This window comes from Pseudomonas sp. GW821-FHT12A04, assembly GCF_058807755.1.
In genome coordinates this window covers 213,153-228,010 of sequence record NZ_JBXAQZ010000001.1, presented here as the reverse complement: position 1 = coordinate 228,010, position 14,858 = coordinate 213,153, and the positions used below count along the sequence as shown (strand labels likewise).

At 61.2% G+C, this 14,858-nt stretch carries 12 protein-coding genes and 1 riboswitch; of the genes, 10 read left to right on the top strand and 2 right to left on the bottom strand.

Going from position 1 to position 14,858, the window contains the following annotated elements:
* Positions 1-48 precede the first annotated feature (48 nt).
* Positions 49-1,482: a TolC family outer membrane protein gene (locus AC1RS8_RS00965; protein WP_150811905.1), complete on the bottom strand. Its 1,434-nt coding sequence runs from the start codon at positions 1,480-1,482 to the stop codon at positions 49-51.
* 205 nt (positions 1,483-1,687) lie between these two features.
* Positions 1,688-1,793: riboswitch (TPP riboswitch) on the top strand.
* 165 nt (positions 1,794-1,958) lie between these two features.
* Here AC1RS8_RS00965 and thiC point away from each other — a divergent pair.
* Both thiC and cytX read left to right on the top strand, forming a co-directional pair.
* Positions 1,959-3,848 (top strand): phosphomethylpyrimidine synthase ThiC, encoded by a 1,890-nt coding sequence (thiC, locus tag AC1RS8_RS00960; protein ID WP_008063536.1) that lies wholly within the window; start codon positions 1,959-1,961, stop codon positions 3,846-3,848.
* A 152-nt stretch (positions 3,849-4,000) separates the two neighbouring features.
* Positions 4,001-5,293, top strand: a complete 1,293-nt coding sequence (gene cytX / locus AC1RS8_RS00955) for a putative hydroxymethylpyrimidine transporter CytX (protein WP_489339641.1) — start codon at positions 4,001-4,003, stop codon at positions 5,291-5,293.
* Here the strand turns inward: cytX and AC1RS8_RS00950 are convergent.
* Entirely contained in the window at positions 5,262-6,008 is a 747-nt protein-coding gene (locus AC1RS8_RS00950) for an RsiV family protein (protein ID WP_102669298.1), read from the bottom strand. The two genes, cytX and AC1RS8_RS00950, sit on opposite strands and share 32 nt — an antisense overlap.
* 225 nt (positions 6,009-6,233) lie before the next feature.
* On the opposite strand from AC1RS8_RS00950, the gene AC1RS8_RS00945 reads away from it, so the two are divergent.
* From AC1RS8_RS00945 to parC, 8 genes are all read left to right on the top strand, one after another.
* A complete protein-coding gene (locus AC1RS8_RS00945) occupies positions 6,234-6,851 on the top strand; it encodes an NUDIX domain-containing protein (protein ID WP_489339642.1) in 618 nt (205 codons plus the stop codon).
* Positions 6,842-7,294, top strand: coding sequence for a DUF1249 domain-containing protein (locus AC1RS8_RS00940; RefSeq protein ID WP_007977461.1), 453 nt, complete (start codon positions 6,842-6,844; stop codon positions 7,292-7,294). The genes AC1RS8_RS00945 and AC1RS8_RS00940 overlap by 10 nt, the downstream gene beginning before the upstream one ends.
* A gap of 112 nt (positions 7,295-7,406) precedes the next feature.
* Complete coding sequence (cpdA, locus tag AC1RS8_RS00935; protein WP_057712263.1) at positions 7,407-8,222, top strand: 3',5'-cyclic-AMP phosphodiesterase; 816 nt, start codon at positions 7,407-7,409, stop codon at positions 8,220-8,222.
* A gap of 272 nt (positions 8,223-8,494) precedes the next feature.
* The gene (locus AC1RS8_RS00930; protein WP_057712262.1) at positions 8,495-9,103 is read left to right on the top strand and encodes a YqiA/YcfP family alpha/beta fold hydrolase; all 609 of its coding nucleotides are present in this window, start codon (positions 8,495-8,497) and stop codon (positions 9,101-9,103) included.
* A gap of 50 nt (positions 9,104-9,153) precedes the next feature.
* Complete coding sequence (parE, locus tag AC1RS8_RS00925; RefSeq protein ID WP_090452794.1) at positions 9,154-11,058, top strand: DNA topoisomerase IV subunit B; 1,905 nt, start codon at positions 9,154-9,156, stop codon at positions 11,056-11,058.
* On the top strand, positions 11,058-12,047 hold the full coding sequence (locus AC1RS8_RS00920; RefSeq protein ID WP_489339643.1) for an esterase-like activity of phytase family protein: 990 nt from the start codon (positions 11,058-11,060) through the stop codon (positions 12,045-12,047). The genes parE and AC1RS8_RS00920 overlap by 1 nt, the downstream gene beginning before the upstream one ends.
* Complete coding sequence (locus tag AC1RS8_RS00915; RefSeq protein WP_057712259.1) at positions 12,044-12,568, top strand: retropepsin-like aspartic protease family protein; 525 nt, start codon at positions 12,044-12,046, stop codon at positions 12,566-12,568. Before AC1RS8_RS00920 ends, AC1RS8_RS00915 begins: the two co-directional genes overlap by 4 nt.
* Positions 12,569-12,575: 7 nt before the next feature.
* Positions 12,576-14,843, top strand: a complete 2,268-nt coding sequence (parC, locus tag AC1RS8_RS00910; RefSeq protein WP_057712258.1) for a DNA topoisomerase IV subunit A — start codon at positions 12,576-12,578, stop codon at positions 14,841-14,843.
* The last annotated feature ends 15 nt before the right edge of the window (positions 14,844-14,858 follow it).

Below are 14,858 nucleotides of genomic sequence, written 5' to 3'. Positions count from 1 at the left end.
CGCGAGCAAGCTCGCTCCCACAAGGTTTGTGCTGCCTTGAACTGATGGTCAAGGCCGCGCTTTCAACTGCTCCTCTGCCGCCTTGGCCAGATCCGGAGGCAGGAAGTCCTTGTCCGGGTTGTAGTTCGGGTTGAGCCAGCGTGCCAGGACTTGCAGGTCCCCCGGATTCAACGTGCCGGCCTGTTGCTTCAAGCGCAGGTTGTCGAGGATGTAGTCGTAGCGGGTGTTGTTGTAGTCGCGCACCGAGGTGTAGAGCGAGCGCTGCGCATCCAGCACGTCGACGATGTTTCGCGTACCCACCTGATAGCCGATTTCAGTCGCTTCCACCGCGCTCTGGTTGGAGATGATCGATTGCTTGCGCGCCTGTACCTGCTCGACATCGGTGTTCACCGCGCGGTGCAGGTCGCGGGTGTTTTCCACGATGCTGCGGCGCAGGGATTCGCGTTGCTGTTCGGTCTGGTCCAGTTGTGCATAGGACTGACGCACCTGGGAGTTGATCAGGCCACCGCTGTAGATCGGGATGTTCAGTTGCAGGCCCACGGTCGTTTGCTCGACGTTGCCGCCGTAGGGTTGGCCCAAGGGAACCGGATTGCTGAAGCCCAGCGCATCGTTGTCGCCTTTCTCGTACTTGGCGACCGCGTCAAGCGTTGGCAAGTGCCCGGACCTGCGCTGCTTGACGGTTTGCTCGGCGGCGCTGACGGCATAGTTGCTGGCCAACAGATTGAGGTTCTGCCTGCCCGCGGTTTCGACCCAGGCCTTGGCGTCGTTCGGTACTGGCGGCAGGATCGGCAAGTCATGCCTGATGCCCCAGATCGAGTTGTACTGACGGTTGGTCAGGGTAATCAATGCTTCAAAGGCGTCGTCCACCTGGCGCTGCGCAACGATGCGGTTGGCGCGAGCGGTGTCGTAGCTGGCCTGTGAGTTCAATACGTCGGTCTTGTCCGAGAGGCCGACATCGAAACGCTCATTGGATTGATCGAGCTGGCGTTTGAACGCCGCTTCTTCGGCCTTGGTCGAAGCCAGGTTGTCCTGGCTGCGCAGCACGTTGAAATAGCTGTCAGCGGTTTGCAGGATCAGGTTTTGCTCGGTCGCCGAGAGTTGCAGGGCGGCCTGTTCGTTGACTTCCTTGGCGGCCTGGAACTGGAACCAGCGATCGGCGCGGAACAACGGCTGCGCCAAAGTGGCCTGGTAGGAATGAGCGTCGCGGTTGGTCGTGCCCGAAGGTTGATCGAGCGACGTACGCACCTCGGAAACATTGGCGCCGCCCGAGAGGTTCGGCAGCAGCCCGGCGCGAGCCTGGGGCACGACTTCTTTCTGCGCGCCATATTGGGCGATGGCAGCCGCCAGGTCGGCGTTGTTGTTGACGGCTTCTTGATAAACGCTGACCAGGTCCGTCTTGGCCGATAAGGGCACATCTGCTGCCCAGGCCATTCCGTTGGACGCACAAGACACGGCGAGGGCCAGTGAGAGTTTGCGCAGCATAGACGATCCCTAGAATTGATATTACAGAGGTAATTTGAGCGCCAAGGCTAAGGCCCTGCTTTGACAGCGTCAATGCGCGGCTCAGCGTAGCGAGTGTAGTTGTGCATTCGGACGGCAACAATCCTGATACTGCGTGTAATTACGCCATTCATCATGGTGTTTGCCGTGGGGTTGGCGTTCTTTGCCAGTTGTGTCTAGACTGGCCGGGTTCTTGTCGGGGTGCCTTGCTTTGAGGCTGAGATCGAATAATTTCGGATCCCGTTGAACCTGATCAGGTTAGCGCCTGCGTAGGGAACAAGATTTCTCGTCACCCGGCGAGTCCTCTTGTGCTTCGTCCGGGATGTTGTTCGACAATCGAACACCCCTCGAGCACTGAGCACAGCACAGCTGGTTTTCCCAGCGCCCGTGCGTCCATTCGTTTACAGGTTCGCTCCGACAAAAATCCACTGCCTGGATGTGTGTCTGGAGAGCCCGTGATGACTACAAAAGCAAAAATCGCCACCAACCTGAGTGATTCGGCCAAGGTCGATCAGCAATCGGTTCAGCCGTTTACCCGCTCGCAAAAAATCTATGTTCAGGGCACTCGCCCGGACATCCTCGTGCCGATGCGCGAAATCAGCCTGGACGTGACGCCGACCGACTTCGGTGGCGAGGTCAACGCACCGGTGGTTGTGTATGACACCTCGGGTCCGTACACCGACCCCAATGTCATCATCGATGTGCGCAAAGGCCTGGCCGATGTGCGTTCGCCGTGGATCGAATCCCGTGGCGACACCGAGCGCCTGAGCGGCCTGAGTTCGAATTTTGGCCAGGAGCGACTTGCCGATCCGGAGCTGACCAAGCTGCGCTTCGCCCACGTCAACAACCCGCGCCGCGCCAAGCCGGGCGCCAACGTCAGCCAGATGCACTACGCGCGCAAAGGCATCATCACCGCCGAGATGGAATACGTCGCCATCCGCGAAAACATGAAGCTGGAAGTGGCCCGTGCCGCCGGCCTGCTGGACCAGCAACACGCCGGCCACAGCTTCGGCGCCAGTGTGCCGAAAATCATCACCCCGGAATTCGTCCGTGACGAAATCGCCCGTGGCCGCGCGATCATTCCGGCCAACATCAACCACACCGAACTGGAACCGATGATCATCGGCCGTAACTTCCTGGTGAAGATCAACGGCAACATCGGCAACAGTGCACTGGGTTCGTCCATCGAAGAAGAAGTGGCGAAACTGACCTGGGGCATTCGCTGGGGTTCGGACACGGTCATGGACCTGTCCACGGGCAAGCACATCCACGAAACCCGCGAGTGGATCATCCGTAACTCGCCGGTGCCGATCGGTACGGTGCCGATCTACCAGGCCCTGGAAAAAGTCGGCGGCGTGGCCGAAGACCTGACCTGGGAGCTGTTCCGCGACACGCTGATCGAGCAGGCCGAGCAGGGCGTCGACTACTTCACCATCCACGCCGGCGTGCTGTTGCGCTACGTGCCGATGACCGCCAAGCGCGTGACCGGCATCGTCTCCCGTGGCGGTTCGATCATGGCCAAGTGGTGCCTGGCGCACCACAAAGAGAACTTCCTCTACACCCATTTCGAAGACATCTGCGAAATCATGAAGGCCTACGACGTCAGCTTCTCGCTGGGCGATGGCCTGCGTCCGGGCTCGATTGCCGACGCTAACGACGAAGCGCAGTTCGGCGAACTGGAGACCCTCGGCGAGCTGACCAAGATTGCCTGGAAACACGACGTGCAGTGCATGATCGAAGGCCCGGGCCACGTGCCGATGCAGTTGATCAAAGAGAACATGGACAAGCAGCTCGAATGCTGCGACGAGGCGCCGTTCTACACCCTAGGCCCGCTGACCACCGACATTGCGCCGGGCTACGACCACATCACCTCCGGTATCGGTGCGGCGATGATCGGCTGGTTTGGTTGCGCCATGCTCTGCTACGTGACGCCGAAGGAGCACCTGGGCCTGCCGAACAAGGATGACGTGAAGACCGGGATCATCACCTATAAGATCGCCGCGCATGCCGCCGATCTGGCGAAGGGGCATCCGGGCGCACAGATCCGCGACAATGCCTTGAGCAAGGCGCGCTTCGAATTCCGTTGGGAGGACCAGTTCAACCTGGGGCTCGATCCGGACACCGCGCGTTCGTATCACGATGAAACCCTGCCGAAGGATTCGGCCAAGGTGGCGCACTTCTGCTCCATGTGCGGGCCAAAATTCTGCTCGATGAAGATCACCCAGGAAGTCCGCGAGTATGCGGCCAACCAGCGGATCGAAGCGGTCGACGTGGACGTCGCCCAAGGCATGGCCGAACAGGCCGAGCGCTTCAAGCAGGAAGGCAGTCAGCTGTATCAGAAAGTTTGATCTGAGCTGAGGGCGGCGGTGCTTGCACCGCCGCCATCGCGAGCAAGCTCGCTCCCACAAGGGATTTGTGAGCGCCGCAAGTCCCCTGTGGGAGCGAGCTTGCTCGCGATGACGATCATACAAACAACAAATGTCCCTCTGAGATAACACCCTTGAGCATTCAACCCAGCACTTACTCCCCCGATATCGCGGTGCCGACCGACAAGCGTGTATTCGGCGGCCGCGATCTGTTTTCCCTGTGGTTCTCCCTCGGCATCGGCCTGATGGTCCTGCAGACTGGTGCATTGCTCGCGCCAGGCCTTGGCCTGTCCGGTTCGTTGCTGGCGATTTTTCTCGGCACCCTGGTCGGCGTTCTGCTGCTGGCCGCCGTCGGTGTGATCGGTAGCGACACCGGCCTGTCGTCGATGGCTGCGCTCAAGCTCAGCCTCGGCGCCAAAGGCGCAAGCCTGCCGGCGGTACTGAACCTGCTGCAATTGATCGGCTGGGGTTCGTTCGAAATCATCGTCATGCGCGATGCTGCCAGCCTGCTGGGCGCGAAGGCCTTCAACGAAGGTAGCCTGCTGTCCAATCCCGTGCTGTGGACGCTGTTTTTCGGCGCCCTTGCGACCTTGCTCGCGGTCAGCGGTCCGCTGACTTTCGTGCGCCAGATCCTGCGCAAATGGGGTATCTGGCTGCTGCTGGCCGCGTGTGTCTGGCTGACCTGGAACCTGTTCGCCAAGGCTGACCTGGCCGCATTGTGGGCCCAGGCCGGTGACGGTTCGATGCCGTTCGCCGTGGGTTTCGACATCGCCATTGCCATGCCGCTCTCGTGGTTGCCGCTGATCGCCGACTACTCGCGCTTCGGCAAGCGGGCGAAAAACGTCTTCGGCGGCACCGCCATCGGTTTCTTCATCGGCAATTTCTGGCTGATGAGCCTGGGCGTGGCCTACACCCTGGCGTTCGCGCCGAGCGGTGAAGTCAATGCCTTGCTGCTGGCGCTGGCCGGCGCCGGCCTGGGGATTCCGCTGTTGCTGATTCTGCTGGATGAATCGGAAAACGCCTTTGCCGATATTCACTCGGCGGCGGTGTCCAGCGGGATTCTGTTGCGCGCCAAAGTCGAGCACCTGGCGTTGGCCATCGGCGTTATCTGCACGCTGATTGCCCTGCTGGCGCCGTTGGCCCAGTACCAGAACTTCCTGCTGCTGATCGGTTCGGTGTTTGCGCCGTTGTTCGGCGTGGTGCTGGTGGATCACTTCATCCTGCGCAAACGCAGTGGCCAGGTGGCGTCACCCGCGTTGCGCTGGCCGGCGCTGCTCGCCTGGCTGGGCGGGGTCAGCACCTATCACTTGTTGGCCAACCTGTATCCGGATGTCGGCGCAACCCTGCCGGCACTGGTAGTGGCAGGGTTGCTCCAGCTAGTGCTGGGCCGGGCCTTCAGTTACGGCCGGGAAACAGCTCGGGCTTGATGATGCCGTTCAGGCGAGGGTAGGGGATCTTCAGCTCGACATGGCCCAGCGCGTAAGGCGCGATGGTGCTGGTTTCGTATTTGAGGATTACCCCGCCGTAGGTCAGCGCCACGTTCTGGGTTTTCTGGAACGGCCAGCTCTTCACGAACTCCGGCTCCTGATCGAGCTTGGTGCTGATCAACCAGCTGTTGTGTGCCACTTGCGCGGCTTTCCAGAACGCGTCTTCCTGCCCTGGCACCAGCATGTCCGACAGCGTCAGCACTTTATGCTGTTGGCGTGAATAGTTGATGAACCCTCGACCTGGGGTGCCATGGGCACCGCCGGTGTCCAGGTAGCTGGACAATTCGACGATCACCAAGCCGTCATGCTGCTCACGTACCTTTGCCTGCAGATAGCTGCTGAAGCGCGGGCCGGCGGTGCGCAAAAACTCTTCGCGATAGGCCGCCAGGGTCGGGGCGACCGGCGCGTCGGGCGAGGTGCGGGTCATTTGCAGCAGGCGCTTTTCGATGATGCCGTCCAGTGCAGGCTCGTCCGGGAAGTGCAGGGTGTCGATGTTGACCAGCGGGCAATCCGGGTTGCTGCAACCGGGCTTGAGTTGCTCGGAGGCGTCGCGGGTGGTTTCCAGCGGCGTCCGGTAGTTGGGCTGGAACAGGCTCGCGCAAGCGCCCAGGGTCAGGGCGATAGCGGCCACGGAGGCGATTTTGAAAAGCGACATGAGCGTCCTTTCTGAAACAGGGAAGGCAAAAAGTTACCGGCTTCGACTCTCAACAAAGCAGTCAGTTCGCCACTAAGCTAATTAGAGTGGGTTTCGCCCTCACCGTCCATCCCGCTGACGGGAAAGGGGCTGCATCAAACGTCACGGGCGCGTTAGGATGGCGCGAAGTCGAGGCCCAGGAAAAAAAGCAGCCTCGAACAGGATTTGCAGTAAAAGAGGATAGTCATGACGGATTTTGCCAACGCCATTCCGACCGCCGTTGATATCGTGCGGCGCGAAAAGTGCTACGAGGGCTTCTACAAACTCGAACGCGTGCACTTGCGCCACGAATTGTTCGCCGGGGGCATGAGTCGCGAGATCAATCGTGAAGTGTTCGTTCGCCATGACGCGGTATGCATGCTGCCTTACGATCCACAACGCGATGAAGTGGTGCTGATCGAGCAGTTTCGCGTCGGCGCCATGGGCAAGGCCGACAACCCGTGGCTGATCGAACTGGTCGCTGGTCTGATCGACAAGGATGAAGTGCCGGAAGCAGTTGCTCACCGCGAAGCGCAGGAGGAAGCTGGGCTTGAAATCGGGGCGCTCTGGCCGATAACCAAATACTTTCCATCGCCGGGCGGCAGCAACGAATTCGTGCATCTGTACCTGGGGCGTTGCGACACTACCGGGGTTGGCGGCCTGCATGGGCTGGAGGAAGAGGCAGAAGACATCCGCGTCACGGTCTGGGCTTTCGAAGATGCCCTGCAAGCCGTGCGCGACGGGCGTATTGCCAACGCGGCGAGCATCATTGCCTTGCAATGGCTGGCTTTGAACCGCGTTGAAGTGAGGGGGTTATGGTCGTAAACAAGCTGCGCGATCGCTATCGGGTGGACCTGGTGGGGCTGCAAGCGTCCTGCGAGGCGAACTACGCGCGCTTGATGCGACTGCTGCCGGACATGCGCAGCGAGCCCGCCGCGCGGCGCATCGCCGTGACCCATGGCGACCAGATGCTCGGTGTGCTGGCCCTGGAAGTCCTGCTGACCTGCCCCTACACCACGACCCTGCAAGTGCGTCAGGAACACAGCCTGCCCTGGCTGCCGGTGCCGCAACTGGAAGTGCAGGTCTATCACGACGCGCGCATGGCCGAAGTGGTCAGCGCCGAACATGCACGACGCTTTCGCGGCATCTATCCTTACCCGAACGCCTCGATGCACCAGCCGGACGAAAAGGCCCAGCTGAACATGTTTCTGGGCGAGTGGCTGAGCCATTGCCTGGCGCTGGGGCATGAGTACGAAGTGGTACGTTAATTGTGATCAGCAGTTGTGAACTGCGTCAGGTTCACAGATTTCCCCTTTCGATCGTCCCCCAGCATAATTGCGGCACTTACCCATCCCCGTGATCACGCCCTGGGAGAACGCCTTGCCGAGCGTATCCACATTGACCACCGCCGATCCGGCGTTGCTGGTGCAACTCTCCGACAGTCACCTGTTTGCCGAAGCGGACCGCGCGTTGCTGGGCATGAACACCCGCGACAGCCTGCAAAAGGTCATCGAGCTGGTGCGCGCGCAACAGCCGCGGATTGACTTGATCCTGGCCACGGGTGATCTGTCCCAGGACGGGACGCTGGAGTCCTACCAACAATTTCGCGACATGACGCGTCAGCTCGATGCGCCGGCGCGCTGGATTCCCGGCAATCACGATGAGCCGCAGATCATGGCCGAGGCAGCGGTGCAGAGCGCTTTGCTCGAACCGGTGGTGGATATCGGCAACTGGCGGGTCACGTTGCTCGATTCGGCGGTGCCAGGCTCGGTGCCGGGTTATTTGCAGGATGAACAGCTGCAGTTGCTCGCCCGCTCATTGAGCGAAGCGCCGGAACGCCATCATCTGGTGTGCTTCCACCATCACCCGGTGTCCATCGGTTGTGCATGGATGGAACCGATCGGCTTGCGCAATCCCGAGGCGCTGTTCGCCGTGCTGGATCGATTCGAGCAGGTACGCGCGGTGTTGTGGGGGCATGTGCACCAGGAAATCGACCGGATGCGCAACGGCGTACGTTTGATCGCCTCGCCCTCGACCTGCATCCAGTTCGAGCCCGGCAGTGAGGATTTCAAGGTCGGGGAACAGGCCCCCGGATATCGCTGGCTGCGGTTGCTGCCCGATGGGCGGCTGGAAACGGGTGTCGAGCGGGTCACCGGGTTTGATTTCACCGTGGATTACGGTTCCAACGGCTACTGACCCCCCTGTAGGAGCGAGCTCGCTCGCGATTAGCCTGAGAGCGCCGCGGGGCGTCAGGTTTGCACCGTTATCGTTGACGACCATCGCGAGCAAGCTCGCTCCCACATTGGATCTGCGTTGTTCATAAATCCCTTGCAGGAGCGAGCTCGCTCGTGATTAGCCTGAGAGCGCCGCGGGGCGTCAGGTTTGCACCGTTATCGTTGACGACCATCGCGAGCAAGCTCGCTCCTACAGTAAACTCCGCCTCTTTAGCCGACGCACAGGGAGCTCAAATGTCCGGTTCGATCCTTTATATCCACGGCTTCAACAGCTCGCCGTTGTCGAAGAAGGCCTGTCAGTTGGTCGAGGTGATGGAGCGTCTGGGCCTGAGCGAACACTTGCGCGTTCCGGCATTGCACCATCACCCGCGCCAGGCTATCGAGCAGCTGGAGCAAGCGATTGCCGAGCTGGGGCGGCCACTGCTGGTCGGCAGCTCGCTCGGCGGCTACTATGCCACTCACCTGGCCGAGCGCCATGGCTTGAAAGCCCTGTTGATCAACCCTGCCGTCAGCCCGCACCGGATGTTCGACGGCTATCTGGGGACGCAGAAAAACCTGTATACCGAAGAGACCTGGGAAATGACCCACGACCACGTGGTGGCCCTGGCCGAACTGGAAGTGCCGGCGCCCCGGGATCCACAGCGTTATCAGGTATGGTTGCAGACGGCAGACGAAACGCTGGACTATCGCCTCGCCCAGCAGTATTACCGGGCATGCGCCTTGCGTATCCAGGCCGGCGGCGACCACAGTTTCCAGGGTTTTGCCGGGCAATTGCCGGCCATGTTGAGTTTTGCCGGCATTGGCGCCGATTTGTATCAGGCAATCGATTTCACCGCACTGTGAGCGATAGCCCCATGAATTCTTTTTTCACCGAACACTGACGACGAGACCCCATGGCCACTCCCAGCGCTAGCTCTTATAACGCAGACGCCATCGAAGTCCTCTCGGGCCTCGACCCGGTGCGCAAACGCCCCGGCATGTACACCGACACCAGTCGGCCGAACCACCTTGCCCAGGAAGTCATCGACAACAGTGTCGACGAAGCCTTGGCCGGGCATGCCACATCGGTGCAGGTGATCCTGCATGCCGACCATTCCCTGGAGGTCAGCGATGACGGCCGAGGCATGCCGGTGGACATTCACCCCGAGGAAGGTGTTTCGGGCGTCGAGTTGATCCTCACCAAGCTGCATGCCGGTGGCAAGTTTTCCAACAAGAACTACCAGTTCTCCGGCGGCTTGCACGGGGTGGGTATTTCCGTGGTCAACGCCTTGTCCACCGAAGTGCGGGTGCGTGTAAAACGTGACGGCAACGAATACCAGATGACCTTCAAGGATGGCTACAAGGCCACCGAGCTTGAAGTCGTCGGTACTGTCGGCAAGCGCAATACCGGGACCAGCGTGTTCTTTGCGCCGGACCCGAAATACTTCGACTCACCAAAATTCTCCATCAGCCGCCTCAAGCACGTGCTCAAGGCCAAGGCCGTTCTGTGCCCGGGCCTGCTGGTCAGTTTTGAAGACAAGGCCACCGGCGAAAAAGTCGAATGGCATTACGAAGACGGCCTGCGTTCCTATCTGGTGGACGCGGTCAGCGAATTCGAGCGCCTGCCGAACGAACCGTTCTGCGGCGCTTTTGCCGGTAACAAGGAAGCCGTGGATTGGGCGCTGCTGTGGCTGCCGGAAGGCGGCGATGCGGTGCAGGAAAGCTACGTCAACCTGATCCCGACGGCCCAGGGCGGTACCCATGTCAACGGTCTGCGTCAGGGCCTGCTCGACGCCATGCGCGAGTTCTGCGAATTCCGCAGCCTGCTGCCGCGCGGCGTGAAGCTGGCACCGGAAGACGTCTGGGAACGCATCGCCTTTGTTCTGTCGATGAAGATGCAGGAACCGCAATTCTCCGGGCAGACCAAGGAGCGCCTGTCGTCCCGTGAAGCGGCGGCGTTCGTCTCCGGTGTGGTCAAGGATGCGTTCAGCCTGTGGCTCAATGCCAACCCGGAAACCGGCATGCTGCTGGCGGAACTGGCGATCAACAACGCCGGCCGTCGCCTCAAGGCCAGCAAGAAGGTCGAGCGCAAACGCGTTACCCAAGGCCCGGCGCTGCCGGGCAAACTGGCCGACTGTGCCGGACAGGACCCGATGCGTTCCGAGCTGTTCCTGGTCGAAGGTGATTCCGCCGGCGGTTCGGCCAAGCAGGCGCGGGACAAGGAGTTCCAGGCGATCCTGCCGTTGCGCGGCAAGATCCTCAATACCTGGGAAGTCGACGGCAGCGAAGTGCTGGCCAGCCAGGAAGTGCACAACATCGCCGTGGCCATCGGTGTCGATCCGGGCGCGGCGGACATGAGCCAGCTGCGCTACGGCAAGATCTGCATCCTCGCCGACGCCGACTCCGACGGTCTGCACATCGCGACCTTGCTGTGCGCCTTGTTCGTCCAGCATTTCCGCCCGTTGGTCGATGCCGGTCACGTTTACGTCGCGATGCCGCCGTTGTACCGCATCGACCTGGGCAAAGAGATCTACTACGCCCTCGATGAAGCCGAGCGCGACGGGATTCTCGATCGCCTGGTGGCCGAGAAGAAGCGCGGCAAGCCGCAGGTCACCCGATTCAAGGGTCTGGGCGAAATGAACCCGCCGCAGTTGCGCGAGACCACCATGGACCCGAACACCCGGCGTCTGGTGCAGTTGACCCTGGAGGATTTCGAGGCTACCTCGGAAATGATGGACATGCTGCTGGCGAAGAAGCGTGCCGGTGACCGCAAGACCTGGCTGGAGTCCAAGGGCAACCTGGCCGAGGTGCTGGGCTGATGCGCTTGGGCTTTGCCCTGGCGTGTGCGTTGCTGCTGACCTCAATGACGGTGTCTGGCGAACCGACACCGCAACTGCGTCTGTTGTCCGAGCATGCCGTCGATGGCATGCGCGGCGGCAACCTGTCCGGGCTGGCCCAGTGCGGCAAGGAGCTGTGGACGGTCTCCGACCGTGACGATGATCAGATCTATCGTCTCGATACCCGGGCCAACGTCTGGCGCGCAGAGGCCGTGGGCATCGGCGTACCTGAAGTACCTGACAGCGGGTTGCCCTGGGGATTGCGTTCGCGGACCTGGGCCGCTTCGTTCGTGCGTGGCGGCAATCTGGATTTCGAAGGCATCACCTGTGACCGCGCCGGCAATCGTTACGTGGTCAGCGAATCCCATGCAGCGGTGTTGCAAATACCGCCAACCGGGCCGACGTCCTGGCTGAAGATTTCGCCGCTCATGGCGCGTGAAGCCCGGGCCAGCGGCATGTTGTTGCGTTTCAATGCACTGTTCGAAGGCCTGGCGATCAATCCTGAAGGTGACCAGTTGTGGTTGGCTGCCGAGCGCGAGAGCCGCGGGTTGCTGCTGATCAAGCGCAAGCAATTGGTGTGGGACTGCGATGGTGGATGCGTGCTGCTGAGTGAAGCCGGGAAAGAAATGCAACCCGCACAGTTTCCCCACGCCAGAGCGATGTCTCGGGATTTTGCCGATCTGTCATTGTTCAACGGCAAGCTGTTTACCCTGGAGCGCAAAGCGTTCGAGATCTGCCGCCGAGACGCGCTGACCGCCGAAGTCGAGCGTTGCTGGTCGTTTGCCGAAGAGGCATTGCAGGAAAATCGGCGTTATCCACAGGGTTATGGCCTCGCGGAAGCGCTGGTAGTGGAAGCTGACGGTGTCTGGATCGGTATCGATAACAACAACGGTGCTCGCGCCGATGGCGAAGTCCGTCCGGTGGTCTGGCGTTTTGCTGCACCGGAAGGTGGCTGGAGTGCCAAGTCATGAGACAACGAAGCCCGGGGCAGCGCATCGGCCGGGTGTTTATGGTACTGGCCTGGTGTGCCGCGTTGTTTCTGGCCACGCGTTTTTTCGGCCAGTGGGAAGCGCGTCAGCAAAATCCGAACGTGGTGGTCAGCTCGGAGCAGGGCGAGGGTTTCATTGAGGTGAAACTGGTGAGCAATGCGCAGGGGCATTTTGTCGCCAGCGGTCAGATCAACGGCCATCCGGTGGACTTCATGCTCGATACCGGGGCGACCGATGTGTCGATTCCGGCGGACCTTGCCAAGCGTTTGAAGCTCGAAGAAGGATTCGGCGTGACCCTGAGCACGGCCAATGGCCTGAGCCAGGGCTATCGCACCCGTATTGAACGCCTGCAACTGGGCGACATCGTGCTGCGGGATGTACGCGCACTGGTGGCCCCGGGGCTGCATGGCGATCAAGTGTTGCTCGGCATGAGCGCACTGAACAAACTTGAATTTACCCAGCGCGGTGGCACCATGCTGCTGCGCCAGACAACGAACCGATGAGGCCCGCATGAGCGACTCCCTTGATCTCAGCCTGGACGGTGTAGAACGCCGGTCACTGGCTGACTTCACCGAAAATGCCTACCTCAACTACTCCATGTACGTGATCATGGACCGTGCCCTGCCGCATATCGGCGACGGCCTGAAACCGGTACAGCGGCGTATCGTCTACGCCATGAGCGAGCTGGGGCTGGACGCTGATTCCAAGCACAAGAAGTCGGCGCGTACCGTCGGTGACGTGCTCGGTAAATTCCACCCCCACGGCGACTCGGCCTGCTACGAAGCCATGGTGCTGATGGCCCAGCCGTTCAGCTATCGCTATACGCTGGTCGACGGCCAGGGCAACTGGGGTGCGCCGGATGATCCCAAGTCCTTCGCCGCCATGCGTTACACCGAAGCGCGGCTGTCGCGTTACTCCGAAGTGCTGCTCAGCGAACTGGGCCAGGGCACGGCGGATTGGGGCCCGAACTTCGACGGTACGCTGGACGAGCCGCTGGTGTTGCCGGCCCGCCTGCCGAACATCCTGCTCAACGGCACCACCGGTATCGCCGTGGGCATGGCCACCGACGTGCCGCCGCACAACCTGCGGGAAGTCGCCACGGCGTGCGTGCGTTTGCTCGATGAGCCCAAGGCCACGGTCGAACAGCTTTGTGAACACATCCAGGGCCCGGACTACCCGACCGAAGCGGAAATCATCACACCGCGCGCCGACCTGCTGAAAATCTACGAAACCGGTCGCGGTTCTGTGCGCATGCGCGCCGTGTATCACATCGAAGACGGCGACATCATCGTCACCGCGCTGCCGCATCAGGTCTCGGGCGCCAAGGTGCTGGAGCAGATCGCCGCGATGATGCAGGCCAAGCCGTCCAAGGCGCCGCAAATTGCCGACCTGCGTGACGAATCCGACCACGAAAACCCGTGCCGGATCGTGATCATTCCGGGCGCACGGAAAAACTTCGACCACGATGCGCTGATGCAGCACCTGTTCGCCAGCACCGAGCTGGAGTCGAGCTACCGGGTCAACATCAACATCATCGGCCTGGACGGCAAGCCGCAGCTGAAAAACCTGCGGGCGCTGCTAGTCGAATGGCTGGAGTTCCGGGTGCAGACCGTGCGTCGTCGCCTGCAATTCCGCCTCGACAAGGTCGAGCGTCGCCTGCATCTGTTGGACGGTTTGCTGATTGCCTACCTCAACCTGGATGAAGTGATCCACATCATCCGTACCGAGGAGCAGCCGAAAGCCGCGCTGATCGAGCGCTTCGCCCTTAGCGAAATCCAGGCCGACTACATCCTCGACACCCGTCTGCGTCAGTTGGCGCGACTGGAAGAGATGAAGCTGCGTGCCGAGCAGGATGAACTGCTCAAGGAACAAGCCAAGCTGCAAGCCCTGCTGAGCAGCGAAGCCAAGTTGAAAAAACTGGTGCGCAGCGAACTGATCAAGGACGCTGAAACCTACGGTGATGACCGCCGGTCGCCTATTGTCGAGCGCGCCGAAGCCAAGGCCCTGACCGAGCACGACCTGCTGCCGAACGAGAAAGTGACGGTCGTGCTGTCGGAAAAAGGCTGGATTCGCTCCGCCAAAGGCCACGAAATCGACGCCACCGGGCTTTCCTACAAGGCCGGGGACGGCTTCAAGGCACTGGCAGCCGGGCGCTCCAACCAGTTTGCCGTGTTTATCGACTCCACGGGCCGCAGTTATTCGGTGGCCGCCCACACCTTGCCGTCGGCCCGTGGCCAGGGCGAGCCGCTGACCGGTCGCCTGACGCCGCCGCCAGGGGCGAGTTTCGAGTGCGTGCTGATGCCGGAAGACGATGCGCTGTACGTGATCGCCTCCGACGCCGGCTACGGCTTCGTGGTCAAGGGTGAAGACCTGCAGGCCAAGAACAAGGCAGGCAAGGCCCTGTTGAGCCTGCCGAACAACGCCAAGGTCATGCTGCCACGCCCTGTGGCCGATCGTGAGCAGAACTGGCTGGCGTCGGTGACGACCGAAGGTCGCCTGCTGATCTTCAAAATCAGCGACCTGCCACAATTAGGTAAAGGCAAAGGCAACAAGATCATCGGGATTCCCGGTGAGCGAGTGGCCAGTCGCGAAGAGTATGTGACGGACATCGCCGTATTGCCGGACGGTGCAACACTGGTGTTGCAGGCCGGGAAACGTACCTTGTCACTGAAAGCGGACGATCTTGAACACTACAAGGGTGAACGTGGTCGTCGTGGCAACAAGTTGCCGCGTGGCTTCCAGAGGGTCGATGCGCTGCTCGTCGAAAACCTCAATTAGGCGACTTAGAAGCGC

Coding starts and splice junctions, on each gene's coding strand:
- AC1RS8_RS00965 (WP_150811905.1), bottom strand. CDS start 1,482: ATGCTGCGCAAACTCTCACTGGCCCTCGCCGTGTCTTGTGCGTCCAAC.
- thiC (WP_008063536.1), top strand. CDS start 1,959: ATGACTACAAAAGCAAAAATCGCCACCAACCTGAGTGATTCGGCCAAG.
- AC1RS8_RS00950 (WP_102669298.1), bottom strand. CDS start 6,008: ATGTCGCTTTTCAAAATCGCCTCCGTGGCCGCTATCGCCCTGACCCTG.
- AC1RS8_RS00945 (WP_489339642.1), top strand. CDS start 6,234: ATGACGGATTTTGCCAACGCCATTCCGACCGCCGTTGATATCGTGCGG.
- AC1RS8_RS00940 (WP_007977461.1), top strand. CDS start 6,842: ATGGTCGTAAACAAGCTGCGCGATCGCTATCGGGTGGACCTGGTGGGG.
- AC1RS8_RS00930 (WP_057712262.1), top strand. CDS start 8,495: ATGTCCGGTTCGATCCTTTATATCCACGGCTTCAACAGCTCGCCGTTG.
- parE (WP_090452794.1), top strand. CDS start 9,154: ATGGCCACTCCCAGCGCTAGCTCTTATAACGCAGACGCCATCGAAGTC.
- AC1RS8_RS00920 (WP_489339643.1), top strand. CDS start 11,058: ATGCGCTTGGGCTTTGCCCTGGCGTGTGCGTTGCTGCTGACCTCAATG.
- AC1RS8_RS00915 (WP_057712259.1), top strand. CDS start 12,044: ATGAGACAACGAAGCCCGGGGCAGCGCATCGGCCGGGTGTTTATGGTA.
- parC (WP_057712258.1), top strand. CDS start 12,576: ATGAGCGACTCCCTTGATCTCAGCCTGGACGGTGTAGAACGCCGGTCA.